The organism is Candidatus Magnetaquiglobus sp. (assembly GCF_058402785.1).
Genome location: NZ_JBZVFG010000011.1, coordinates 17,348 through 42,643, shown reverse-complemented (window position 1 = coordinate 42,643; position 25,296 = coordinate 17,348). Strand labels below are relative to the sequence as shown.

At 62.5% G+C, this 25,296-nt stretch carries 18 protein-coding genes; 12 read left to right on the top strand and 6 right to left on the bottom strand.

The features are described from left to right. Positions 1–221: 221 nt before the first annotated feature. The 5 genes from ACV4UY_RS05855 to grpE all read right to left on the bottom strand — a co-directional run bounded on the left by ACV4UY_RS05855 (position 222) and on the right by grpE (position 6,101). Complete coding sequence (locus tag ACV4UY_RS05855; protein ID WP_491606708.1) at positions 222–473, bottom strand: hypothetical protein; 252 nt, start codon at positions 471–473, stop codon at positions 222–224. Between the two features lie 376 nt (positions 474–849). Then, positions 850–1,674 (bottom strand): 4-hydroxy-tetrahydrodipicolinate reductase, encoded by an 825-nt coding sequence (gene dapB, locus ACV4UY_RS05850; RefSeq protein WP_491606707.1) that lies wholly within the window; start codon positions 1,672–1,674, stop codon positions 850–852. A gap of 543 nt (positions 1,675–2,217) precedes the next feature. Then, positions 2,218–3,378 (bottom strand): molecular chaperone DnaJ, encoded by a 1,161-nt coding sequence (gene dnaJ, locus ACV4UY_RS05845; protein ID WP_491606706.1) that lies wholly within the window; start codon positions 3,376–3,378, stop codon positions 2,218–2,220. After that, complete coding sequence (gene dnaK / locus ACV4UY_RS05840) at positions 3,375–5,321, bottom strand: molecular chaperone DnaK (RefSeq protein ID WP_491606705.1); 1,947 nt, start codon at positions 5,319–5,321, stop codon at positions 3,375–3,377. Before dnaK ends, dnaJ begins: the two co-directional genes overlap by 4 nt. A gap of 126 nt (positions 5,322–5,447) precedes the next feature. Further along, on the bottom strand, positions 5,448–6,101 hold the full coding sequence (grpE, locus tag ACV4UY_RS05835) for a nucleotide exchange factor GrpE (protein WP_491606704.1): 654 nt from the start codon (positions 6,099–6,101) through the stop codon (positions 5,448–5,450). 251 nt (positions 6,102–6,352) lie between these two features. Between grpE and ACV4UY_RS05830 the strand changes: the two genes are divergently transcribed. From ACV4UY_RS05830 to acpS, 12 genes are all read left to right on the top strand, one after another. Next, on the top strand, positions 6,353–9,622 hold the full coding sequence (locus ACV4UY_RS05830; protein ID WP_491606703.1) for a YhdP family protein: 3,270 nt from the start codon (positions 6,353–6,355) through the stop codon (positions 9,620–9,622). A gap of 277 nt (positions 9,623–9,899) precedes the next feature. Next, positions 9,900–11,630, top strand: a complete 1,731-nt coding sequence (locus tag ACV4UY_RS05825) for a chemotaxis protein CheA (protein WP_491606702.1) — start codon at positions 9,900–9,902, stop codon at positions 11,628–11,630. 56 nt (positions 11,631–11,686) lie between these two features. Further along, a complete protein-coding gene (locus ACV4UY_RS05820; protein ID WP_491606701.1) occupies positions 11,687–12,046 on the top strand; it encodes a response regulator transcription factor in 360 nt (119 codons plus the stop codon). A gap of 47 nt (positions 12,047–12,093) precedes the next feature. Further along, positions 12,094–12,804 carry a hypothetical protein gene (locus ACV4UY_RS05815; RefSeq protein ID WP_491606700.1) on the top strand — a complete coding sequence of 237 codons (711 nt, stop codon included), beginning with the start codon at positions 12,094–12,096 and terminating at the stop codon, positions 12,802–12,804. Between the two features lie 19 nt (positions 12,805–12,823). Beyond that, positions 12,824–15,583, top strand: a complete 2,760-nt coding sequence (locus tag ACV4UY_RS05810) for a response regulator (RefSeq protein WP_491606699.1) — start codon at positions 12,824–12,826, stop codon at positions 15,581–15,583. A 21-nt stretch (positions 15,584–15,604) separates the two neighbouring features. Next, the gene (locus ACV4UY_RS05805) at positions 15,605–16,543 is read left to right on the top strand and encodes a diguanylate cyclase domain-containing protein (protein WP_491606698.1); all 939 of its coding nucleotides are present in this window, start codon (positions 15,605–15,607) and stop codon (positions 16,541–16,543) included. A 19-nt stretch (positions 16,544–16,562) separates the two neighbouring features. Then, entirely contained in the window at positions 16,563–18,074 is a 1,512-nt protein-coding gene (locus tag ACV4UY_RS05800; RefSeq protein ID WP_491606697.1) for a response regulator, read from the top strand. A gap of 46 nt (positions 18,075–18,120) precedes the next feature. Next, complete coding sequence (locus ACV4UY_RS05795; protein ID WP_491606696.1) at positions 18,121–20,781, top strand: response regulator; 2,661 nt, start codon at positions 18,121–18,123, stop codon at positions 20,779–20,781. Positions 20,782–20,793: 12 nt separating this feature from the next. Continuing rightward, positions 20,794–21,444 carry a hypothetical protein gene (locus tag ACV4UY_RS05790; protein ID WP_491606695.1) on the top strand — a complete coding sequence of 217 codons (651 nt, stop codon included), beginning with the start codon at positions 20,794–20,796 and terminating at the stop codon, positions 21,442–21,444. A gap of 18 nt (positions 21,445–21,462) precedes the next feature. Further along, on the top strand, positions 21,463–21,984 hold the full coding sequence (locus ACV4UY_RS05785) for a chemotaxis protein CheD (protein WP_491606694.1): 522 nt from the start codon (positions 21,463–21,465) through the stop codon (positions 21,982–21,984). Positions 21,985–22,439: 455 nt separating this feature from the next. After that, the gene (gene pdxJ / locus ACV4UY_RS05780; protein ID WP_491606693.1) at positions 22,440–23,174 is read left to right on the top strand and encodes a pyridoxine 5'-phosphate synthase; all 735 of its coding nucleotides are present in this window, start codon (positions 22,440–22,442) and stop codon (positions 23,172–23,174) included. Next, complete coding sequence (acpS, locus tag ACV4UY_RS05775) at positions 23,171–23,575, top strand: holo-ACP synthase (RefSeq protein WP_491606692.1); 405 nt, start codon at positions 23,171–23,173, stop codon at positions 23,573–23,575. The genes pdxJ and acpS overlap by 4 nt, the downstream gene beginning before the upstream one ends. 1,029 nt (positions 23,576–24,604) lie before the next feature. Here the strand turns inward: acpS and rnhB are convergent. Further along, a complete protein-coding gene (gene rnhB / locus ACV4UY_RS05770; protein ID WP_491606730.1) occupies positions 24,605–25,294 on the bottom strand; it encodes a ribonuclease HII in 690 nt (229 codons plus the stop codon). Between the last annotated feature and the right edge of the window lie 2 nt (positions 25,295–25,296).

The window sequence follows — 25,296 nt, the reverse complement described above, 5'->3', positions numbered from 1 at the left end:
CGCGCAAACGCCGATGCGATGTCGCAGATGCGTTTGCGCGTTCTGGATGGTCAGAGACTCTCAAACGGCTCCATCCATGGAATCAAGCCAAGCATGCGGATCGATGGGATCGATGCGCGGAGGTGAACCGGGTTGGCAACCTTGCGGCCATTCAAGGCGCGCATCGGGTGTTTGGCCGTGGTCAAAGCATCTTGGATGGAGATCGGACCTGGCCGGTGGGTTCAACCGAAAACCAGACCGGACCGCTGATGGGCATCCAGGAAGCCGTTTTCCAGTTCACCGATCAGCATTTCGCTCAACTCCTGGGCGATGCCGAGTTCCGGGATCCCTTCGATCATGCAGTCACCGACCTGCGGATGATCGTTGCGGCAGATGCTGTAGCCGTTGTCACCCAGGGCGATGTGGACATGTTCGCGAGCGCCTTGGTAAAGTTTGTGGAGGTCTTGCGCAAAGGTTTGATAGGTGGCGTTCATGGTGTAGTCTCCTTCATTAGGTAGAGTGCATTCAGACCTTGTGGCATGTTTCCCAATAAAGCGGTCCGTTGGATGCGCTTTGCCTCATGCCCCTGGTGTGGTGGTTGGGGCATTTTCCGAGACGGTGTTTGGATTGGTCCAGAGTGGGTTGGGGTTGATACGAACGGACGCTTGTTCATGCTTCACGTGCTGAATCGTGCTTATTCACCAGCTTGTTTAACTGTATGACAGCACAAGCGGCGAGAAAGTTCAAACAAAAAATGTCTGTCAGGGGAGAACTTTCTGTTCCCCGACCGTGGATCCGGCTTGTGGAAGCGCCACGATCAAAAACGCGGCCCAGTGGGCCGCGTTTGAAAATCCGAGTCGGATCCGTGCGTTACCCTTGACTGGTCTTGAATCCCAAAATATGGCCCATGTCGAACAGACCGGCCTTTTGGTCCGAGACCCAGAGCGCGGCCCGGACCGCCCCTTGGGCGAAGGTCATGCGGCTGGAGGCGCGATGGGTGATCTCCAGCCGTTCGCCCTCTCCGGCGAAGAGCGCGGTGTGATCCCCGACGATATCCCCGCCGCGCACCGTGGCAAAGCCGATGGTCTGGCGGTCACGGGCGCCGGTATGTCCTTCCCGGCCATACACCGCAACCTCTTGCAAGTTGCGATCCAAAGCGGAAGCGATCGCCTTGCCGATGCCCAGCGCGGTGCCGGAGGGGGCATCCACCTTGTGGCGATGGTGGGCCTCGATGATCTCGATATCGACCGTTTCGCCCAGTGCCTTGGCGGCCTCGGCGACCAGGCGGAACATGAGATTGACCCCCACCGAGAAGTTGGGCGCGAAGACGATCGGAATGGAGGTTGCGGCCTGCCCGATCGCCTGGACCCCGGCGGCATCGATTCCGGTGGTGCCGATGACCATGGCCGCCTGGTGACGGGTGGCCAGTTCCAGATGGGCAAGAGTTGCCGCCGGCAGGGTGAAATCGATCACCACCACCCCAGGCCGGAAGGCACTTTCCGCCTCCGGGGAGATGGCTACCCCGAGTCTGCCGACGCCGGCCACCTCGCCGGCATCCTGGCCGATGAAGGGGGAGGCGGGGTGTTCGGTGGCGGCCACCAGGCGGGCGTTGGCGGAACGGGCCTGGATGGCCTGGATCAACATGCGGCCCATGCGGCCCGCGGCGCCGACAACGGCGATTTGGATGTGTGACATGCTAAAGATTCCTTGGAATGGAGCGGTCATGATGAGAATCGGTCCGGGTGGTGGCAGTCGGTGAAGGTGCCATCCGGAAGGTCCATCAGCTTGCAAGATTGCTTGCCGCTTGGCAAGGGACGTTGCCGGATTGTTTGCGGCGCGGAATCGGGTGCCCTGGCCGCATCGCGCTCCGTTCGATCCGATCCTTCCTGGTGGCCCAGGTACGGGCACCGGCCCTCCTGCTGACCCAGGCACGCACGGCACCGGCCCTCCTGACCAGGTGGTACGCAGTCCCTCCTGCGGACCCAGGCACGCACGGCATCGGCCCTCCTGCTGACCCGCACGGCAGACATGGCCCCTCTGTTGACTCACGCACGGTACCGGCCCCTCTGCTGACCTCGGATCAGATGTTGAAACGAACTCCGGAGGGGGGATCGTGGTGAATCTGGTGGCGTGATCCGCGCTCCCTCCGTGCTGGCGTGGCACGGAGGGAGGCGGAATCGGGATGTTCGTGTATCGGGGATTCGATCAGTCCGATGCGCGGGCTGAGTCAGGGAAGCGTCACTTCGAGGACATCTTGTCCAGAAACTCCTTCACCTTGTCGAGGAAGGAGTGGGATTCGGGTTGCGACTCCTGATTGGAAAGCTCCTCGAACTCCTGCAACAATTCTTTCTGACGCTTGGTCAGGGTGACCGGGGTTTCCACCCGCACCTCGACCACCAGGTCGCCGAAGACGCCGGGTCGGTTGAGATGGGGCAACCCCTTGCCGCGCAGCGCCAGACGCTTGCCGGTCTGCACGCCGGGGGGCAGGGTGACGATGGCGCGTCCCACCAGGGTAGGCACCTCCAGCTTGCCGCCGAGGGCCGCCTGCGGGAAGGTGATCGGCGCGTGACAGAGGATGTCCGGTCCGAACCGCTCGAAGATCGGATGCGGGGCCACGTCGATGATGATGTACAGATCCCCGGACGGCCCTCCCAGTGGGCCGGCGCCCCCCTCGCCGGTCAGGCGGATGCGCGTGCCGGTCTCCACGCCGGGCGGGATCTTGACCGTGAGGGTCTTTTCGGAACGTTGCCGTCCCTGACCCTGACATTCGCCGCACGGGTTGCGGATGATGCGTCCCTGACCGCGACAGTTCGGGCAGGGACGGGAGATGGAGAAGAACCCCTGTTGGGTGCGCACCTGACCGGAGCCGCCGCACGAGCCGCAGGTTTCGGGTCCGCTGCCCGGACGGGAGCCCGAGCCGCGACAGGTTTCGCAGCGCACGATCGAGGGGATGCGGATCCGCTCGCTGGCCCCGTGCATGACCGTTTCCAACGTCACGGTCATGTCGTAGCGGAAATCCTCGCCCTTTTGCGGTCCGCCGCGGCCACCGCCGCGACCGCCGCCACCGCCACCACCGAAGATGTCGCCGAAGAACTCCTCGAAGATATCGCCGAATCCGCCGCCGAAGCCGGAGGGATCCCCGGAGAAGCCGCCACCGCCACCGCCCGCGGACTGGTTGAGTCCGGCGTGGCCGTACTGGTCGTAGATGGCGCGCTTCTTCGGATCCTTCAACACCTCGTAGGCGCCGTTGACCTCCTTGAATTTGGACTCGGCCACCTTGTCACCCGGATTGCGGTCCGGGTGCAGCTCCATGGCCAAGGCCCGGTAGGCCTTCTTGATGGCGGCGTCCGAGGCATCCTTGGGAACGCCGAGGATTTCGTAGAGGTCTCTGGACATCACTTACCGTCTTTATCGGTCTTGACTTCCTCGTAATCGGCATCGACCACATCGTCGTGCTTGCCGCCATGGCCCTCTTTGTTGCCGGTCGCGTGGGGATCGGCGCCAAAACCTTCCGCGCCGGCGCCAGCCTGGGCCTCCTGACTCTCCTTGTACACCGCTTCACCCAGTTTGAGCGAGGCTTCCATCAACGCCTGGGTGAGATTTTCGATCTTTTCCGCGTCATCGCCGTCGATCACGCCCTTCAGGGCGGCCACGGCATCCTCGATGGACTTCTTCACGCCCGCATCCACCTTGTCTCCGTGCTCCTTCAAGGACTTTTCGGTGGAGTAGACCAGCGAGTCCGCATGGTTGCGGGCATCGATCAGTTTGCGCTTCTTGGCGTCTTCGCTGGCGTGGGACTCGGCGTCACGCACCATCTTGTCGATTTCGTCCTTGGTCAGACCGCCCGAGGCCTGGATCTTGATCGACTGTTCGCGACCGGTCCCCTTGTCCTTGGCCGACACATGCACCATGCCATCGGCGTTGATGTCGAAGGTGACTTCGATCTGCGGCACGCCGCGCGGAGCCGGCGGAATCCCCACCAGGTCGAACTGACCCAAAAGCTTGTTGTCCGAGAACATGTCGCGTTCGCCCTGGGCCACGCGAATGGTCACCGCCGACTGGCTGTCCGAGGCGGTCGAGAAGATTTGCGACTTGCGGGTCGGGACCGTGGTGTTTTTGTCGATCAGCTTGGTGAAGATGCCGCCCAGGGTTTCGATGCCCAGCGACAACGGGGTGACATCCAGCAGCAGGACATCCTTGACCTCGCCCTTGAGCACGCCACCCTGGATCGCCGCGCCGATGGCCACGACCTCATCCGGGTTGACCCCCTTGTGGGGATCCTTGCCGAAGAATTCGGCTACCAGGCTCTGCACCTTGGGCATGCGGGTCATGCCGCCCACCAGGATCACCTCGTGGACATCGCGGGTGGAGATGCCGGCATCCTTCAGGGCGATGCGGCAGGGTTCCAGGGTGCGTTGCAGCAGGTCATCGACCAGGGATTCGAGCTTGGCGCGGGACATGCTGATGTTCAGATGTTTCGGACCGCTGGCATCTGCGGTGATGAAGGGCAGATTGATGTCGGTCTGGGTGCTGTTGGAAAGCTCGATCTTGGCCTTTTCGGCGGCTTCCTTGAGCCGTTGCAGCGCCATGTTGTCCTGACGCAGGTTGATGCCGGTTTCCTTCTGGAAGGTTTCGGCCAGATACTGGATGATGGCGTGGTCGAAATCCTCGCCGCCCAGGAAGGTGTCGCCGTTGGTCGATTTGACCTCGAACACGCCGTCGCCGATGTCGAGGATCGAGATGTCGAAGGTGCCGCCGCCCAGGTCGTAGACCGCGATGGTCTGGCTGCCCTTCTTGTCGAGACCGTAGGCCAGGGCCGCAGCGGTAGGTTCGTTGATGATGCGCATGACGTTCAGTCCGGCGATCCGACCGGCATCCTTGGTGGCCTGACGCTGGGCATCGTTGAAATAGGCCGGCACGGTGACCACGGCGTCGGTCACCTTTTCACCCAGATAGTCCTCGGCGGTCTGCTTCATTTTTTGCAGAATCATCGCCGAGATTTCCGAGGGGCTCATTTTTTTGTCCGTGCAGCGCACCCAGGCGTCGCCGTTGTCGGCCTTGATGATGTCGTACGGCACCAGTTTCTGATCGCGACGGGTGGTGGGATCCTCGAAACGCCGTCCGATCAGCCGCTTGATGGCGAACAGGGTGTTTTTGGGGTTGGTGACCGCCTGACGTTTGGCCGACTGGCCGACCAGACGCTCGTTGCCTGAAGTGAAGGCGACCATGGACGGCGTGGTGCGGCTGCCCTCGCTGTTTTCGATCACCTTGGGGTCGCCCCCTTCCATGATGGCCACGCAGGAGTTGGTGGTACCCAGATCAATACCGATGACTTTGCCCATGTTCGAATATCCTCGTTAAAGCCGTGTGGCGATGCGTTTTATATTTCAGATTTAAAACCCGCCATGCGTTGCGGATTTCGAGCTTTGATATGGGAATGGTCTGGCGCGTTGTCAAGAGCGTCGCGATCAAGAATTCCCGGCTGTCGCGCCCCCTTGGGAGATTCCCACCATCGACGGGCGCAGCAGGCGTTGATTCAGCAGATAGCCGGTTTGCAGCTCACGCACCACCTGGTCCGGGGGCACGGAGGGATCCTCGATTTGCATCACCGCCTGGTGGAGATTGGGATCAAAGGGGGTGTTCAGGGCCTGGATGCGGGTGACGCCGTGTTTTTTCAGGGTGCTCTCCAGACCGGTGGCCACCATGCGCACTCCGTCGGTCAGGGCCACGGCCACCGGATCGTCGCTGGCCGGAATCGCTCCCAGGGCCCGTTCCAGGTTGTCCGCCACCTGCAACAGATCCTTGGCGAACGATTCGATGGCGAATTGTCGCGCCTGCTGCATCTCCCGTTCGGTGCGCTGGCGGAGGTTCTTCATGTCCGCCAGGGCGCGCAGGTAGTCGTTGCGATACTCCTCGGCCTTGGCCTGTGCCTGGATCAGCATCTCCATCGGCGAGATGTACCCCTCCGGCTTCTCGGAGGAGGCCTCCCCGGCCTCGACCGAGGCTTCGTCCAGCGTGCCGTCCGCGTCCGGGGTGACTGGGGACTCTCCGGTCGCCGCGACGAATTCGGTCTCCCCGTTGGCTGGGGTCTCTTCCTGGTTTTGGGTGCTGTTGTTGCTCATGGTCGCGTTCGTTCCCGCTTTGGCTTGAAATGACGATGGGACGTAGGATGGACGATGCCAACCGGACGTCGTGCCGGGTCGGTTCGCGGGCATCCCCCATTTCAGATAGGTCGCCTTGGGAAAAAGTCAACCGGGACGCGGGAAATTCTCCGCGATTCCTTGCCGTGCGTGCGCCATCGATTGCCCGGCGCGGGGATTTGGGCCTATCATGCCGATTGGTTCCATTCATCGTGGTCATTGAATGTTCGGGCATGTCCATCCGCGAATCCATCCCTCCAGATCCTCCCGCCCTGCCACCTGGCAAGCCAGGTCGATCCGGGTTGATGCATGGTCTGGAGCGGATCTCCCGGCTGCTGCTCTGGTGTCTGGCGCCGGTGCTGGCGCTGGCGCTTCTGTTGGGGGGAGCGGTGGCCTACGTCACCGTCCGTCCCCCTGATCTCACCCCGCATGTCGAAACCCTGGCGGCCTTTCTCTCCGAAAAGAGCGGACTCTCCGTCCGGCTGGCCGGTCTCGATCTGACTCCCGGTCTGTCGTTGGCCGTGGTCGGACAGGGGGTGGAGATCGGCGATCCGGTGAGCGGCGCGCCCCTGCTGTCCGCCGAACGGATCCTGCTGCGCGTCTCGCCGCTGGCCTTCGCCCGTGGGGGGGTGCCGGTCGCCATCACCCTGGAGCGACCCAAGGCCACCTTGCGACGCGACGCGGCGGGGAATCTCCATCTTGGCGGTCTGCTCCTGGCCGGCGGGGAGGGGAGTTCGGCCCGCGATCACTCCTGGCTGCTGCTCAATGCCGTCGATCTGCGCGGGGCGGAGTGGATCTGGATCGACGAGACCGTCACCGACTCGGGAGGGCCGCTTCGATTCGTCGTGGACGACATCACCCTGTCCGCCTTTCTGGAACGGGCCGGGCAGGGGCGGGTGAACGGATCGGCCCGGCTGTCCGCCTTTGGGGAGGGAGGGCGTCTGGAATTCACCGGCGAGCGTCTCCGGGGCGGTCGCTGGAACGCCCGTCTGACCCTGCATCATGGACTGGTCGCGCCGCTCAGGCCATACCTTCGCGACGCCGAGCCGTTGAACGGCCTGACCGCGCCGATCGATGCGACCGTGGAGTTGACCGGCCTGGAGCGCGATCTCGTCAAGGCCGACTGGCAGGCGGAACTCGGCGCCGGCGAACTGGCCTGGCCGTCGCTGTTTCGCTGGCCGCTCCCCATCTCCCGCCTCACCGCCCGCGGCGGGGTCGGTCGTGACGCCAGCGGCTGGCGCGTCGATGTGCAGGGTTTCGAGCTGCGCTCCGCCCACGGACGGGCCCAGGGGTCGGTGCTGGTGACCGGGATCGGCGGTCCGGGGTCCCCGTTCATGGATCTCAAGGCCGAGGCTTCGGGCAATCCGGCCAGCAAGGCCGGTTTTTACTATCCCACCCCGATCATGGCCCCCTCGCTGGTTCAATGGCTCGACAACGCCATCCGGGATGGCCAGGTCAAGCGGGCTTCGGCGTTCATCAAGGGGCACCTGGCCAACATGCCCGCCGGTCCCAACGATCCTCCGGATGACCGTTTCCACATCGAGGCCGATGTCACGGGCGCCACCCTGAACTATTTTCCGCCCCTGGTGCCCCTCACCCAGGCCACCACCCATCTGATCTTCGACCGCTATTCCTTCACCGCGCGGGTCTCCGAGGCGAACTACGGCGATACCCGCCAGGTCAAGGGGGAGGTGCGGATCGACAACATGGTGGACAACCCGGTGGTGGAGATCGTGGCCGAGTCCCCCCAGATCGATCTGGGTTCGGTGTGGAAGGAGATCGTCACCCATCCGAAACTGCGTTGGGACGAGGCGGTCGGCATGGGGGGCGCCAGGGCATCCGGGCAGGGGTCCGGAACCTTCAAGCTTTCGCTGCCGCTGGAGAATCTCGCCACGCTGCGTTATTCGGGCCAGGTGGAGATGAAACAGACCCTGTTCCATCCCCGTTTTCTCGACCACCCTCTTTCCGAGGCATCCGGGACGCTCGCCATCGATTCCGAACGGCTCGATATCCGTCTCGAGAGTGGCAAGCTGGGGGCGTTTCCGCTTTCCGGAGAGGCGGCGGTCCGCAACTACCAGCAGCCCGGCAAGACCGCCTTCACCGCTCGCGTCAAGACGCGGGTGGAGGCGGAACGTCTGGCCGAATGGTTGGCCCCGCTTCTCGGCGAGGAGGGGGAGATCCGGGGTCGCGCGCCGGTGGAGATCGCGTTCACGCGACAGCCGGGAGGCGCCGGGTTTGCCGTGGAGGGGATGGCGGACCTTAGGGAGATCGCCGCGCTCGGACGCATGGGCTGGAGCAAGGGGGCCGGGGAAGAGGGGGAGATCCGTGGCGAGGGGAGTCTGGCCAGCGATGGCCGGTTGAAACTGACCACGTTCAAGGTGGGCGCGGGGAACTTGAGCGGTTCGGGTCGTCTCGATTGGGATCTGGCCGGGAATCATGGCGAGGTGGCGTTCGGGGAGTTGCGCCTGGACAAGAGTCACGGCAAGGTGACCTTGACCCGCGCGCCCGGCAAGGGCGGGGTGGGTTGGTCGATCGATGCCGCCTGGAAGCAGCTCGACATGGGCCCCCTGTGGAGCCGTCCGGGCGGATCGGGGGAGAGCCGTGCCGCCACCGGAGAGACGGAACGGATCGACCCGGAGCGGAGTTGGCCCCGGGTGGCCATGAAGCTGCGTGCCGAGCATCTGTTGCTGGCCAACGGCGAACGGGCCACCCGGCTCGATACCGAGGTGGAGATCGAACGGCGCATTTTGCGCATCGTCGCCTTTTCCATGCTCCAGGCCGGGGGTGAGGTGAGCGGCAATGGGGAGTTTTTGTGGTCGAGCCGCATCGGCTCCGGCGGCTACTCCGGGCGTCTGCTCATGAACGGCGCCGATTTCGGCAGGCTGTTCAAATCCCTGGACCTCAACGAAGGTCTGGAGGGGGGAGCCGGACAGATGGAGGTCTCCCTCGATGGCTTCAAGCCGCCCGGTCAACGTTGGATCGACACCCTCTCCGGCACCGCCCGTTTCAAGTTCCAGGATGGCAAGGTGCGTCGTCTCGGTTTCGTGGCCACCCTGCTTGGACTCTTCTCCCTGAAGGATCTGCCCAAGCTCGTGGTGGGGGCGCGGCCCGACCTGGACGTGACCGGGTTGCACTATCGGGAGTTCCAGGGCGATTTCGCCATTCGCGAGAGCGTCTGGGTGATCGATCGCATGCAACTGCTCAGCCCGTCGATGAACATGGTGGTCACCGGCAGGATCGATTTTCCCGGCGACGCGGTGGAGCTGTTGGTGGGGATGCGTCCGTTGCAGACGCTCGATTCGTTGGTCAATACCGTGCCGTTGCTGGGAAAACTGGTCACCGGCGACCGCCAGGCCGTGGTGGAGACCCAGTTCGATGTCGCCGGCTCGACGAGCGCTCCGCAAGCGACCATCCGTCCGGTCTCCAGTCTGGCCCCCGGCCTGTTGCGCGACTGGATCAACGCCCCGATCGACTGGCTCAAGCGGGCTACCGGCAAGAAGTGACCCGTCCGTCGCGCCGGAGGGTGGCGCCAGGGAGCCTTTCACCACCGACCCGCCGGGTGGAATGAGGAAGGCCAGCGAAAGGCTGGTTTGTAACGCATTGTATCGGCTTTGTCAGGAATATCACACGGATGGTTCGCGCGGGATTGCGCGGAATGGTTGTGTTGGAATATTTTTTGATATTTGCCGTGCAGCGCTCGTAAGGGAGGTTCACGGTCGAGGGGGTGAGGGGTGAGTCTTCCCCCATCGTGCAAGTCTGGCGAGAATCATTCGCGGATGGATGGAATCCGGGTTTCACAAGGGGCGCATGTTCGACGAAGCCAGCCAGCAGGCACTCATGCAGGAGTTCTTCTCCGAGAACCGGGAGGCGTTGGACCGGATCGAACGGGGACTGCTGCAACTCGAGACCGCGCCGGAGAGTCGGGAGTTGCTCAACTCCGTGTTCCGCGACATGCATACCGTCAAGGGCAACTGCCGGATGATGGGGTTCGAGCGGCTCGAGGAGGTGACCCACACCGCTGAATCGCTGCTCGATGCCATGCGCGATGGCCGGTTGGTGATCGACGTGCTGATCGGCAATCAGCTGCTGAGCGTGCTGGATACGGTGCGACGAACCCTGGAGGAGATCGAGCGGAGTGGTTCCGAGGGGGATGCCGAGTTCTCCGCGTTGATCCGGCAGCTCGAGCGGTTGCAGAACCGCCAGGGCGCGGTGATCTCGATGGATCACGACGAAGCGGATGGGGGCGAGGCCGGTCATGTGCCGACTCCCGGCACGCCGTCCGATGAGGCGACAGGGCGCGGGGAGAACGATGCCGCGACGGGCAAGCTCGATTCGATCCGGCTCTCCATCGAGCGGTTGGATGGCCTGATGAGTCAGGTCGGCGAACTGGGCGCCACCTTCAATCAGGTGAAATACGCCCTGGCGCGCAACGCCTCCCAACTCGACCAGGTGCTCGAGACTCTCGGTCAACAGATCCAGACCCTCCAGGGTGAGGTGTTGCAGTATCGGCTGCAACCGATCGGTCGCATCCTCGACACCTACCATCGGCTGGTGCGCGATCTGGCGGTGGAGACCAGAAAGAAGGTGCTGCTCGATCTGGTCGGCGAGGAGACCGAGGTCGATCGCAACGTGCTCATCTCCATCAAGGAGGTGTTGGGTCATCTGATCCGCAACGCCGTGGATCACGGCATCGAAACCCCGGAAGAGCGCGTGGCGCATGGCAAGTCGCCGGTGGGGCGGGTGCGTCTTCTGGCCGAGCAGAAGCAGGGACAGATCTATCTGGAGATCACCGACGACGGACGTGGCATCGACGTGACGCGGGTGCGCTTCAAGGCTCTCGAGCGGGGGCTGATCACCCACGAACAGGCCGGGGAGATGTCCGAGGCCGAGCTGATGCGGCTGATCATGGCGCCCGGCTTCTCCACCGTCGAGCAGGTCAGCAAGATCTCCGGACGCGGCACCGGCATGGATGTGGTCCAGGCCGCCATCGACAAGCTGGGCGGATCGGTGGCCATCTCCAGTCAACCCGGCGAGGGATCCCGTTTCCGGTTGCGCATTCCCCAGACCATGGCGATCGTGCCGGTGCTGCTGGTCACCGCCGCCGGCGAGACCTATGCCGTGCCCCAGGTGAACATCGTGGAGCTGGTCTCCTACCACGGGTCCGAGATCGCCGGGCATGTGGAGGGGAAGATGCAGGCCCCGATGGTGCGGGTGCGCGAACGGCTCCATCCCATGGTGGCCCTGCGCGAGGCGGTGGCCCATCCCGGTCAGGCGGCCCAACGGGCCCGGAGCGTGGAGAAGATCCTGGCCGAGCCGGCGCTGCATGTGGTGGTGCTGCAATCCGAAGAGCGTCTGTTCGCCCTCGACGTGGATGATATCAAGGAGCCGGCCAATCTGGTGATCAAACCGGTGAACCGGATCTTCGCCGACATTCCGATTCTGGCCGGTACCGCGGTGCTGCCGGACGGTTCGGTGTCGTTTCTGTTGAATGTGCCTGAATTGATTAAATAATCGTTATTTTATGCGAATTTTACCCCCATCTGAACGAAGCGCGGAGCAGAGGCGTCATGGAGAAGAACTCGGTATTGATCGTGGACGACAGCAGTCTGGCGCGCATGATGGTGCGCAAGATCTTCGCCACCCGTTTTCCGGATTGGAAGCTGATCGAGGCCAAGGATGGGGATGAGGCGCTGTCTCTCACCAGCGATGAGGTGCGTCTGGCGCTGGTGGATTTCAACATGCCGGGCATGAATGGCATCGAGCTGGCTGAAAGGCTGATGGCATGCAATCCGCGCATTGCGGTCTATCTGGTGACCGCCAACATTCAGGAGCGGATGCATCAGCGGGCAGAGAGCATGGGGATCGGTTTCATCAAGAAACCGATCGCCGAGAACAAGATCGCGGAGATCTTGAAATCATTCGTCTAGGGGGGGTGGTCCCGAGGGGGGGTGAACCATTGGGATGCCAAAAGCACATGCACGCGGGTAGCGATGAACGGGCCGGGCCGGGGGGCGGTGACGAAATGTTTTTCCTGACCGAGATGGAAGAGGATGCCTTGAAGGAGTTCTTCAACATGGGGCTGGGCATGGCCGCGGCCTCGTTGAGCCAGATGGTGGACAACGAGGTGCTGCTCTCCCTGCCGCAGTTGAAGGTGGTCTCCTACGAGGAGGCGACCCGCATGCTGGTCTCCAACGGCGAGGAGAAGCTGGTGGCGATCCGCCAGAATTTCACCGGCGAGTTGACGGGTACGGCGTTGTTGATCTTTCCCGGCGCCGAGAGTCTGGAGCTGGTGCGTACCCTTTTGAACGAGCAGATGCCCCTGGAGGTGCTGGTCGAGTTGGAACAGGAGACGCTTCAGGATGTGGGCAACGTGGTGTTGAACGCCTTTCTGGAGAGTTTCACCCAGATGATGTCGATCCAGTTCGAGTTCGAGGCTGCGGAGTTTCTCAAGGGGAGCAGCAGTTTTCTGTTGGACATCTCCTCGCATCTGGCGGCGCAGCGTCGCGCTTTGTGCGACGAGGAGGACGGTGGGGGGGAGAGGGCCTTCGTGCTGATGATGGACTTCAAGACCCATGACGAGGAGGAGGCCCAGCGCACCTTGAGCGGTTTCGTGGTGTTGTTGTTCTCGCAACATTCGATGGAGATCCTCAAGCGGGAGCTGAAGGTGATTTTGGCCAATTTATGATGATTGTCGCGTCAATTCCATGAGTGAGCTGGATATCATTTTGCTGACCAGGGCCCTGGAGGTCAGCGCCGTGGGGACGATTCTGCTCGATTCCGACCAGAGGGTGGTCTTCTGGAACGATTGGATGGAGAAGGGGGCGCGTCTGCATGCCGATGAGGTGTTGCATCGCGCCCTTTTCGACATTTTTCCCGAGTTGGCCAACTCGCGCATTGCCCGCGCCGTGGAGAGCGCCTTGCACTCCGGTCTGCCGACCATGCTCTCCCACCGGCTCACGCCGACCCCGTTTCCCTTGTTCACGGCCTCGGAAAAGAGCGCCGACCGCCCGCCGCGCATGAGCCAGATGGTGTTGATCAAGGCGATCCGGGATGCCGCCGAGATCCGTTACTGCCTGATCCAGATCCAGGACATCACCAACACCGTCTCCCGCGAGAGGATGCTGCGCACCCAGGCCCAGGAGCTTCAGGCCGCCAAGGAGAGCGCCCAGGAGGCCAACAAGGCCAAAAGCGACTTTCTGGCCAACATGAGCCACGAGATCCGCACGCCGATGAACGCCATCATCGGCATGACCCATCTGGCCTTGAAGACCGAACTCAATCCCAAGCAGCGCGACTACATCACCAAGGTCCACTCGTCGGCCCAGTCGCTGTTGGGGATCATCAACGACATCCTGGATTTCTCCAAGATCGAGGCCGGCAAGCTGACCATGGAGTCGGTGCCGTTCTATCTGGAGGATGTGCTCAACAACGTGGCCAATCTGGTGGCGTTGCGCGCCGAGGAGCAGGGGTTGGAGGTGAATTTCCACGTTGCCCAGGGGGTGCCGCTGAACCTGATCGGCGATCCGTTGCGGCTCGGTCAGATCCTGGTCAACCTCACCAACAACGCGGTGAAGTTCACCAAGAAGGGAAACATCGTCGTCTCCGTGCGGGTGATTCGTCACGAGACCACCGAACACCGGGTGGGGTTGCATTTCACGGTCGAGGATACCGGCATCGGCATGTCCGAGGAACAGATGTCCCGGTTGTTCACCGCCTTCACCCAGGCCGACTCCTCGACGACGCGCAGGTTCGGTGGGACCGGTCTGGGATTGACCATCAGCAAGCGGTTGGTGGAGATGATGCACGGGCGCATCTGGGTGGAGAGCGCGCCGGGGGTGGGCAGTACCTTTCATTTCACCGCGATTCTGGGCCAGAAGGGGACCGATCGGCGTCGTTTCCGGCTTCCCACGCGGGAACTGGTCGGCATGCGGGTGCTGGTGGCCGATGACAACCCGGTGTCGCGGGAGATCTTGCAGAAGTCCTTTGAATCGTTCTCCTTCAAGGTCACCTGCGTGGCCTCCGGGGAGGAGGCGGTTTTCGAGATGGAGCGGGCCATCGCCACGCGTCATCCGTATCGGATGGTCTATCTGGACTGGCAGATGGGCGAGATGGATGGCATTCGCACCGCGCGGGAGATCACCCGTCGGTTTCCCCTGGCGCACATTCCCAAGATCGTCATGGTGACCGCCTACTCACGGGAGGATATCATCCTGGCGGCGGATGGGGCGGGGATCGATGCCTTCTTGACCAAGCCGATCAACCTGTCGGTGCTTTTCGAGACCGTGCTGTCGGTGTTGAAGCAGGATGCCGAGCGTCGCGAGGGGAGCGGGCCGCGGGAGATGGTGGTGTCGCGGGGAAGGATCGGCGAGACATCCCGTTCCGACTGGCGCGGGGTGCGGGCGCTGTTGGTCGAGGACAACGAGATCAACCAGCAGGTGGCGCGGGAACTCCTGGAAGAGGAGGGGATGGTGGTGAGCATCGCCGGCAACGGCGAGGAGGCGGTGGAGGCGGTGCGTCGCGAGCCGTTCGATCTGGTGCTGATGGATGTGCAGATGCCGATCATGGACGGCTATGCCGCGTCGCGGGCGATACGCGCCGACGAGCGCTTCAAGGGGTTGCCGATCATCGCCATGACCGCCAACGCCATGGCCGGGGATCGGGAGAAGTGCATGGCCGCGGGCATGAACGATCACATCAGCAAGCCGATCCATCCGGTCACCATGTTCGCCACCATGGCCCGTCACGTTCCGGCCCGTGCGCGCACCCCCGAGGTGGCGGCGGTCGGCCCGGTGGTCGAATCGGGCGGGCGTGTCGAGGCCCTGGTTTTGCCACCCGAGCCGCCGCGCGAGGAGACCGATCTGCCCGAGCGGCTCGACGGGGTGGACATGCTGGCCGGACTCGCCAATCTGAACGGCAACCGCAAGCTCTACCTCAAGATCCTCGGGGATGTGCATGCCCGTTTCCAGGATGTGGGGGCCCGTCTGCGGGTGGAGTTGGACGGGGGAAATCGCGACGAGGCGCGGCGGTTGATTCATACCTTCAAGGGAGTGGTCGGCACGCTGGGCGCGCGGGAGGCGCAGCGTCTCTCCGGTCAGATCGAGGAGGCGCTGGTCGAGGGCGCGTTGGAACGGGTCGAGAGGCTCATTCCGGCGTGGACGCCGGTGGTGGAGCGGATGATGCATGGGTTGGCCGGGGTCAACGTCGGGCGGGAGACGGTCGTCCAGCCGGTGGTCGGGGTCGAACCGCTGGATGTCGATCGGTTGCGGGGGATTCTCGACAAGCTGGCCGGTCTGATCGAGGAGGGGGATTCGGATGCCCAGGAGTGTGCGGCCAGGGCCAGGGAGTTGTTGGCCGGTTCGCCGGTTGCCGGAAGCATGGAGCGCATGGCTGCCCAGATCGACGATTATGAGTTCGAGATGGCGCGGGAGACCTTGAGAGGGATCGTGGCCGAGTTGTCCTTGTAAGGTGTTGTGGGGTGTGGAGCCGTGGAACAGACTGAGAATCGTCCCAAGGTGTTCATCATCGACGACGAGACGGTCAGCATCGACGTTTTGTCCGGTCTGTTGCGCCCTTTTTACCGGGTGGTGTCGGCCAAGAGCGGTGAGAGCGCCTTGGCGCGACTCGATACCCAGACCCTGCCGGATCTGATTCTCCTGGATGTGATCATGCCCGGCCTGGATGGCTATCAGGTGTGCGAGCGGTTGAAGCTGAATCCCCGTACCCGCGACATTCCGGTGATCTTCATCACCTCGAACTCCTCCGAGGAGGACGAGACGCGCGGTTTCGAGGTTGGCGCGGTCGATTACATCACCAAGCCGTATCGCCCCGGGATTGTCCTGGCGCGGGTCAGAACCCATGTCGAGCTGAAAAGGCGCGGGGATCTTCTGGAGCGGCTGGCGGTGCTCGACGGCTTGACGAGCATTCCCAACCGGCGCCGTTTCGATCAGTTCCTCGAATACGAGTGGAACCGCTCCCAGCGGCATGCCCATCCGTTTTCGCTGTTGCTGTTGGACATCGACTATTTCAAGATGTACAACGATCTTTACGGCCATGCCCAGGGGGATGCCTGTTTGCGCCGGGTGGCCGAGGCGATCGCCACCTCCATGCCGCGTGCCATGGACCTGGCGGCCCGGTACGGCGGCGAGGAGTTCGCCTGCGTGTTGCCGGAGACCCATGAGAACGGCGCCCAGGCGGTGGCCCAGAGGATCCTGGGGTCGGTGCGGGCGCTCAAGATTCCCCATGCCCACTCCAAGGCCGGAGAGCATGTGACGGTGAGCATCGGCGTGGCCTGCATGATTCCCAATACGGGAAAACACCCCCTGGATCTGATCACCCGCGCGGATCAGGCGTTGTACAAGGCCAAGCGGGCCGGACGCAATCAGATGTCCACCCTGGGACAGGTTCCGGAAGCGGAGGAAGCGTGAGCATGAGGAGAGGGATCTGATGGGCGCGGAGCTTCCCAAGATTCTGATCGTCGATGACGAGACCACCAACATCGACGTGCTGGTGGGGCTTTTGGCCGAGGAGTGCAAGACCGTGGTCGCCAAGAACGGCGATCAGGCGTTGCGGCGCGCGCTGGTCAAGCCCCATCCGGATCTGATCCTGCTGGACATCGTATTGCCCGACATCGACGGTTTCGAGGTGTGCCGGCGCCTCAAGGAGCGTTCCGAGACCAGCGACATTCCCATCATCTTCATCACCGGCAAGGAGTCGGAACAGGATGAAACCCGTGGATTGTCGGTGGGGGCGGTGGATTTCATCCGCAAGCCGTTCAGTCCGGTGGTGGCCCTGGCGCGCATCCAGACCCATCTGGCCCTGCAACGGCAGAGGCATCACCTGGTCGCGCTCAACGAACTCAAGAACCGGTTTCTGGCCATGGCGGCCCACGACCTGCGCAATCCCCTCAACTCGATCAGTGGCCTGAGCGAAATTCTGCTGACCATGCCGCTCGACGAGCAGGAGAATCGCAGCTTCATCCAGACCATCCACGATGTGGCCGGTCAGATGCTCAAGCTGATCCACGATCTCCTCGATGTCAGCAGCATCGAATCCGGCACCTTTGCCCTGGAGAAACGTCCCACCGACCTCGCCACGCTGATTGGCGAACGGGTGGAACTGACGCGCATCGCCGCGCGGGAGAAGGGGGTGACGATCCGGGAAGAGTGCCCGTCGATGGCGCCCGTTGCCGCGGATCCGGACCGCCTGGCCCAGGTGGTCGATAATCTGGTCGGCAACGCCGTCAAGTTCTCTCCGGTCGGGTCCGAGGTCACCGTGCGCTGCGGACGACTGCACGACCGCTGTTTTCTTCAGGTGGTCGATCAGGGGCCGGGTATCCCGGATGCGGAACGTCATCGGCTCTTCGGGGAGTTCCAACGCCTGAGCACCCGGCCCACGGCCCAGGAAAAGAGCACTGGACTTGGGTTGTCCATTGTCAAACGGATCGTCGATGCCCATCATGGTGAGATCGTGGTGGCCAACAACGCCGATCGTGGGGCGATCTTCACCTGTTTTCTTCCGGAAGGCTCCCATGAGACCATCCCCACCCGGGTGCGTCCGGCCCTGGCCGCGGGCAAGGCGTTGCGCATGCTCTTGATCGACGACGATCCGGTCTTGCGTCTCATGTACGCCAAGGCGTTCGCCGAACAGGGGTTCGAGTGGGTCGGAGAAGCCAGGGATGGACGGGAGGGGGTGGCGCTCTATCAGGCATTGAAACCCGATGTGGTGATCTGCGATATTGAGATGCCGGTGATGGATGGCCTGGAGACGCTCAAGGCGTTGCTGGCCGTGGATCCCAACGCCTGCGTGATCATCCTGACCTCCTCGGTGGATCAGGAAAAATGGACCATCTGTCTGGCCCATGGCGCCCGCTATACCCTTCGGAAGGACACGCCGTTTCCGGAGATCCGACGCAAGGTGCTGGAAATCTGGAAGGAATATCAGGGCCGATTCGCGTGAGATTCCCGGTTAACCGGTTGGCTACAACGAAACAAGAGACCGCGACATGCAAGAAACTCAAGGCAGGATTCTGATAGTCGATGACGAGCGGATCCATGTGGAGACATTGACCGGTCTGCTCGCCGAGACCTATCGGACCGTGGTGGCCGAGAGCGGCCCCGAGGCGTTGCGGTTGGCCGGCGCGGATCCCAAGCCCGATCTGATCCTGTTGGATGTCGCCATGCCCGGCATGGACGGGCTGGAGGTGTGCCGACGCCTCAAGGCCAATCCGGAAACGCGCGGGATCACGGTGATTTTCGTGGCCGAGCGCGATCGCACCGGGGACGAGGATGAGGGGCTTGGTCTCGGCGCGGTGGATTATCTGTTCAAGCCGATCCGACCTGCCCTCTTGCGCGCGCGCGTGCGTAATCACATGGCCCTGGCCGATCAGAGCCGCGTGCTGGAACGGCAGGTCGCGGAACGCACCCAGGATCTGGAACAGGCCAAGGAGGCGTTGCGCTCCTCCATGGGCAATCTCCTGACCATCCGGGTGGGTCCGGGGGTTTACTGGTTGCAGATCCCCGAGGCTGGCCTCTACATTCTGTGCGGATGTCCGAGCGAGGTGGTCAAGCTGCTGATGCACAAGGGGCTCAACGCCCCGGCCATCAAGAATGGCGTCCACTTCGAAACCGGTCCGAACGTCATTCTGCTGTCGGATCTGCTGATGCAGAACGGCGGTTTTTCCAACATGGCCGAGTTCCCGGTGTTGCAGATGCTCTACCGGCAGGGGATGATCCTGCCGGGCCATCCGAACAACACCGGGGTCAAGCCGTTGCTGATGGGCGCGGAAGATCAGGTCGAGGCGCAGCTGGCCTATATCCATCGCGGCAACTACGGACTCTCTCGCGAGGAGTTGGAAGAGGTCGGTCTGGACGAAACGACCGTCGAGATGATGATGCGCATCAAGTTGCAGTTCGCCTTCGGACGGATTCGCGAGCCCTCGGAGTTTCTCGATACCCTGGTCGTCACGGACAAACCCCAGGAGATCCGCAACGGCGCGACCATCCAGAGGGTGGGTTCGAACCGTTTCCGCATCGCCTTTCGCGACCAGAGCGCCGAGATCGATCTGAACCTGCCCAAGGACACGGTTTACAAATCCCCCTATCCATTGGGATTTCATCGGGTGCCGCGCCACTACTTCGCGGTGTTGCACACCGGCGAGGGGGATGGCTGGGATCCGGAACGTCCCAGCATGAGCAGCGTGCTGATGTTCCAGGGACGCTTCTACCTCATCGATGCCATTCCCGGCGTGCTCAACGTGCTGACCGCCATGGGCATCGACATCAGCGAGGTCGAGGGGATCTTCCACACCCACGCCCACGACGACCACTTCGCCGGTCTGCCGGCCCTGATTCAGACCGATCGCCGCCTCAAGTACTATGCCACTCCCATGGTGCGTTCGTCGGTGGCCAAGAAACTGGCCGCACTCATGTCCTTTGACGAGGACAAGTTCAACCAGTTCTTCGAGATCCACGATCTGGAGTTCGACGTTTGGAACCAGTGCGGCGGTCTGGAGGTGCGCCCGATCTACTCGCCCCATCCGGTGGAGACCTCGCTGCTGGTCTTTCGCACCCTGGCCGAGGATGGCTATCGCACCTATGCCCACTGGACCGATCTGACCTCCTTCGCGGTGCTCGACCGGATGACCAATCCCGGACCGTTCGCGGTCCCCAGGGAGCAGGTGGAACACATCAAGGCGAGTTACCACTTTCCGGCGGATCTGAAAAAGCTGGATATCGGCGGCGGAATGATCCACGGCATGGCCCAGGACTTCAGGGGCGATCCCTCCGGACGCCGCATCCTGGCCCACCTCTCCCGCGATCTGACCACCGAGGAGATGGAGATCGGCTCGGAGTCCACCTTCGGCGCCCTGGATATCCTGATTCCCGGCGAGCAGGATTACCGTCGGCAGCGGGCCTTCTACTACCTGCGCGATCTCTTCCCGGAGATCTCCGATGACGACATCCGCATGCTGATCAACGGGCCGATCGTCAAGTACAACGCCGGCTCCTTCATCCGTTGGGAGTCGGATGCCCACGATTTCGTGGAGATGACCATCTGCGGGGATATCGTCTATCTGGATGCGGATTTCGGCATTCGCTATCACCTGGGTTTCGGCTCTTTCATGGGGTTGCAGGGGATCTTTCCGGAGATCCAGTCCGACGAGGGCGGGTATCGTTCGGTCTCCCACAGCGCGGTGTTGCGGATTCCCGCCCGGATGCTGCGGATCTTTCTGGAAAACCGTGGTCTCTACGCCAACCTGGCCGGGGTGTTGGAACAAATCCGCTTCCTGCGGCATACCTGGCTGTTCGGGGAACAGACCTCCTTCGTCTTCCTGGCCACACTCACCCGCAATCTCGAGACGATCCGCGTCGAACAAGGAAGCTGGATCGAGATCACCGGCAATCCGCCGGTGTTGTGGCTGGTCTCCTCCGGTCGGGTGGCGATGTGCGACCCGACCGATACGGTGGTGGGAATGATCGAGGCCGGGGGATTCTTCGGCGAGTGGGCCTATCTGAATTCGGGAAGCTGTCCCTGGCGTTTCCGGATGGAAGAGTCCGGCGACCTGGTGCGTTTGTCGTGGGCCGGTCTGCTGGATGCGCCGATCATCCACTGGAAGATGCTGGAGACCCTTCAGAAGCGTGCCAGTCTCGCCCAGCCTGCGTGAAATGGAGTCGAGATGACCACGCCGTTGTTGCTCGACGAGGTTGAGGAAGATGCCTTCAAGGAGTTGTTCAACTTGAGCTTCGGCACCACCGCCGCCACGTTGAGCGAGATGGTGGATGCGGAGATCGTGTTGTCGGTGCCGAGTTTCTCCAGACTCTCCCCCCGTTCGCTGCTTGTGCAGATCCATCAACTGTTCGGCGACGCGATCGGTCTGGTGGGCATGCGTTACCAGTTCACCTTTCCCTCCGAGCGGGTGGTGCCGGGCACGGCGGTTCTTTTGGTGCGTGCCACGGATCTGGGCCTGTTTCTCGAAGCCTTGCATGGGGATGCCATCCCCGTGGAGATGATCGGGCAGATCGAGGCCGATTCCATGCAACTGGCCGGAGATGTGTTGCTGTATACCTGTGCCAGCAGTCTGAGCGCGTTGTTGGAGTCGGATATCGACTGTCAGAAGCCCTTTTTCTTTCGTGGCGATCCAGAGGCGTTGTCCATTCAACTGGGCTTGGCGGAACGAGAGGAGAGTCAGGAATTGCTGATGTTGCGGGTGGACTTCCTCATGACCGGCAAGGGGGTTACCGGTGCCCTGTTGACCTGGATGGATGGCGATGGCTTGCCGTTCCTCAAGACGGAGATCGATCACTTCATCACCACCCACATGTCTTGATGCGCGCGGACCCTCTCCATGGAGATCATCCGACTCGATCCAGGGGAACTCTACATCGGAACCGCGCCTGCCGAGGTGCATACCGTTCTGGGTTCTTGCGTTTCCATCATTTTTTTCCATGAACGGCTTAAATTGGGCGCGATCTGTCATGGTCGCAAGCCCGACCATGTGTGCAGGCCCACGACCACGGGGTTGAAGGTGTGTCGCGAGTTGGGCGATCATGTGCGCTGCTCGTTGGAGTTCATGCTGGGCTGGTTCGACACGCGCGGCGTGCCGAGATCGGAGTTGGAGGTGAAGTTGTTCGGCGGGGCGATGATGTTTGCCCACTCCCTGGCAGGCGGAACGGGTCTGGGGATGGGCAAGCGCAATGTGGATACGGCGATGGAGTTCATCCGTTCCCGGAGATTGCATCTCACCGCCTCGGATGTGGGTGGGCCATGGGCGCGGCAGATCGTGTTTTTCACCGATACCGGGGAGATCCGGTTGAAGCGGTATCGCAAGTCGGCGCAGGAGTTGGAGAGGTTGGAGCAGTTGGGTTGAGGGGTGGGGAATGGACAGGAGAGGGGATGGTCCAGGGATCCCCTCATCAAGCAAATCTTCGAAAAAGCGATTCTTTGAAGAGCACGCTAAACCGTACCCATCACGGGATGCGTTGTTTCATGATCAAGGGGCCAGGGGGATTATCCCCCTGGCGGGATCCAAGGGTAAAGCTCTTTGGACTTTGGTTTTTGACTTTGGCGCGCTCTTCTCAAGAAAGCATGTTTCGCGTCTTTTGCGAAAAATGCGTCGCGCGCAGCCTTTGCGAGCTTCGTTTCCTACCGTGGAACTCCCGTAAGGGAGGTCCACGGTAGGGGGGTGAGGGGTTCTCCCCCCATCCTGCAAGTTGGGAAACGAAGCTCGTATTTTGCACTTAAGCCGGGGACCTTGCGCTCCTCCGTCCCCCGCAAGGGTGGGGGTTCTGAACAGGTGCCACGATTTTTGAATGGGAATACGCCATGTTGACACTCGGGGTGAATGTCGATCATATCGCTACGGTGCGTCAGGCACGCGGAAGCCGCTACCCGGATCCGGTCGAGGCGGCCCTGGTGGCGGAACGGGCCGGCGCGGACGGCATCACCGTGCATCTGCGCGAGGACCGGCGCCACATCCAGGACCGGGACGTGCGGCGGTTGCTGGAGATGGCCCAGACCAAGGTCAACCTGGAAATGGCCGCCAGCGACGAGATGGTGGCCCTGGCCTGCCAACTGCGTCCGGCGGACTGCTGCCTGGTGCCGGAAAAGCGGGCCGAGTTGACCACCGAAGGGGGCCTGGACATCCTGGCCAACAAGGATACGGTACGACGGGCCACGGAGTCGCTCTCCCAGGCCGGGATACGGGTCTCCCTGTTCATCGATCCCGATCCCGAACAGATCCGCGCGGCGGTGGCGGTGGGCGCGCCGGTGGTGGAGCTGCATACCGGGGCCTATGCCGAGAGTCACGACGAGGGGCGGCGCGCGGAGGAGTTGAGCCGCATCCGCCATGCGGTGGAGCTGGCTCTGGCGCGCGGGTTGACGGTGAACGCCGGACATGGGTTGCACTACCACAACGTGCAACCGATCGCGGCAATCCCCGGCCTGACGGAGTTGAACATCGGCCATGCGATCATCGCGCGGGCGCTGTTCGACGGGATGGAACGGGCGGTGCGGGAGATGAAGCGGTTGATGGTGGAAGCTGCGGGCTGGCGGACGTGATTCTGGGGATCGGCACCGATCTGGTGGCCATCGACCGGATCGGCAAGGCGCTGGAGCGCCATCCGGAGCGGTTCGCGGCCAAGGTGTACACCGACGCGGAGCGGCAAGCCTGCGCGTTGCGACAGGAGACGGCGTGTCTTGCCAAACGTTTTGCCGCCAAGGAGGCGTTGGCCAAGGCGCTGGGGACCGGCATGCGCGATGGGGTGTGGTTCACCGGCATGGAGGTGGGGAACGACCCGTTGGGCCGTCCGACGCTGCGGGTGAACGGGGAGACGGCACGGCAGCTCGAGGTGTTGCGGGTCCGGTCTGGCGCGCGCGAGGTGGTGATTCATCTCTCCCTGGCCGATGAGGGCGGCCTTGCGCTGGCCCATGTGGTTCTGGAAGGGGTGTTTTCTTCGTAACCAAGTGGTTGATCTCGTTTTTCTTGGTCCGTTGTTTCCGGATCGATCCTCTGACACATGGGGTTCCAGGCCACAAGCGGGCGCGATACGTCCGTGCCGATCCATGCGCGCGTCTTGGGGGAGGGGCTTTTTTTCGACATGCGAGCCTCTGTGCGTGCCAGCGCCCTTGCGAAAATTTTTCGTTCTCCACGGCTTTCTTGTAAAAAAAATCGCCACCACCTTTTAACTGATTGATTGCAATTTGTTTCTATTTAAGAGTCTCCTGATGAACGCTATATTGCAATGCAAAATGAATGAATTTTTTGCACCAGTCGAAACAGGAAGCTTGGCGGTCGTTTTTTGTCAATTTATTGATTCTAAAAATGAAAACACGGAAATTCAAGCTTGGCACGTCTCTTGATATTTATCAAATCAAGGAACAAGCACACGGACTAAGGATGGTTCAAGCATTTGTGCGGCAATGAGCATGTTGTGTGGCAGTTGTGTTGTTGCAGTGGCAGTAGATGTGGAAGAGAGAGAGTGGAAGGAACAGGGCCAAGTTCGCGCACGGCCCGGATCAAGGGTTGGATATCCTCCCCCCCCATCCAGCCCTTGATCCTCCTCTCCCCTGTTGAAAATGGGGAGAATGAAAACGAATTTCGAGAAGGGACGCCAGTCGTCCCGACCAAGGGTCGGCCTCCCCCCCCCTCAAGCTGACCCTTGGTTCTTTATCATAGCAGTGGGACGCCAGTCGTCCCAACCAAGGGTCGGCATCCCCCCCCTCAAGCTGACCCTTGGTTCTTTATCATGGCAGTGGGACGCCAGTCGTCCCAACCAAGGGTCGGCCTCCCCCCCCTCAAGCTGACCCTTGGTTCTTTATCATGGCAGTGGGACGCCAGTCGTCCCAACCAAGGGTCGGCATCCCCCCCTCAAGCTGACCCTTGGTGCTTTTTCATGAAGACCGAGGCGTGGTTCGTTCATGCCTCCTCCAGGGATCCGGCCTCCCCCCCCCCTCAAGCCGGATCCCTGTTCTTTTTCAGGGATCCCTTTTCAGCACAATCCAAGCAGGCGTGCCACCGGGCCATAGTTGCGTCGGTGCTCCGGGGTCACCCCCAGTCGTTCCAGCGCCGCCAGATGCTCTTGGGTGGGATAGCCGGCATTGTGTTCCCAGCCGTAACCCGGATGACGACGTGCCAGTTCGGTCATGATTCCATCCCGATGGGTCTTGGCCAGAATCGCCGCCGCCGCGATCGAGGCGGACAACTGGTCCCCCTTGATCACCGCCCGCGCCGGACAGGGGAGACCGGGGGGCACGTCGCGACCATCCACCAGGACGAATCCCGGCACGATCCGAGACTCTGGCGCGATATGGGGGGCAGAGGAGGCGTTCCCCCCGCCGGAAGCAGGCAGCGCGTCAGGCGCGGCATGGGGAGGATTCGTCGTACCCTGAACCCCGGTCGCGCGCAACGTCGCCACTGCGCGGTTCATCGCCAACAGTGAGGCACGGCGGATGTCGAGCCGGTCGATCTCCACCGCCTCGCAGAGGCCGATGCCAAAGGCGAGGGCCTCGGCGCGGATCGTCAGGGCAAGGATATCCCGTTGCGCGGCGGTCAGGCGCTTGGAGTCGTCGATGTGGACAAGGGAAGGGGGAAGCGCCCGAAAAGGGGGCAGAATGACGGCGGCGGCCACGACCGGACCGCATAAGGGACCGCGACCGGCTTCGTCCACGCCACAAATCAGCG

What these genes read in the sequence shown, in the direction of transcription:
- dnaK (WP_491606705.1), bottom strand. Translation starts at nt 5,321, where the DNA reads ATGGGCAAAGTCATCGGTATTGATCTGGGTACCACCAACTCCTGCGTG.
- ACV4UY_RS05825 (WP_491606702.1), top strand. Translation starts at nt 9,900, where the DNA reads ATGGAATCCGGGTTTCACAAGGGGCGCATGTTCGACGAAGCCAGCCAG.
- ACV4UY_RS05790 (WP_491606695.1), top strand. Translation starts at nt 20,794, where the DNA reads ATGACCACGCCGTTGTTGCTCGACGAGGTTGAGGAAGATGCCTTCAAG.
- ACV4UY_RS05820 (WP_491606701.1), top strand. Translation starts at nt 11,687, where the DNA reads ATGGAGAAGAACTCGGTATTGATCGTGGACGACAGCAGTCTGGCGCGC.
- ACV4UY_RS05815 (WP_491606700.1), top strand. Translation starts at nt 12,094, where the DNA reads ATGCACGCGGGTAGCGATGAACGGGCCGGGCCGGGGGGCGGTGACGAA.
- ACV4UY_RS05785 (WP_491606694.1), top strand. Translation starts at nt 21,463, where the DNA reads ATGGAGATCATCCGACTCGATCCAGGGGAACTCTACATCGGAACCGCG.
- ACV4UY_RS05830 (WP_491606703.1), top strand. Translation starts at nt 6,353, where the DNA reads ATGTCCATCCGCGAATCCATCCCTCCAGATCCTCCCGCCCTGCCACCT.
- dapB (WP_491606707.1), bottom strand. Translation starts at nt 1,674, where the DNA reads ATGTCACACATCCAAATCGCCGTTGTCGGCGCCGCGGGCCGCATGGGC.
- ACV4UY_RS05855 (WP_491606708.1), bottom strand. Translation starts at nt 473, where the DNA reads ATGAACGCCACCTATCAAACCTTTGCGCAAGACCTCCACAAACTTTAC.
- grpE (WP_491606704.1), bottom strand. Translation starts at nt 6,101, where the DNA reads ATGAGCAACAACAGCACCCAAAACCAGGAAGAGACCCCAGCCAACGGG.
- pdxJ (WP_491606693.1), top strand. Translation starts at nt 22,440, where the DNA reads ATGTTGACACTCGGGGTGAATGTCGATCATATCGCTACGGTGCGTCAG.
- ACV4UY_RS05795 (WP_491606696.1), top strand. Translation starts at nt 18,121, where the DNA reads ATGCAAGAAACTCAAGGCAGGATTCTGATAGTCGATGACGAGCGGATC.
- ACV4UY_RS05810 (WP_491606699.1), top strand. Translation starts at nt 12,824, where the DNA reads ATGAGTGAGCTGGATATCATTTTGCTGACCAGGGCCCTGGAGGTCAGC.
- ACV4UY_RS05800 (WP_491606697.1), top strand. Translation starts at nt 16,563, where the DNA reads ATGGGCGCGGAGCTTCCCAAGATTCTGATCGTCGATGACGAGACCACC.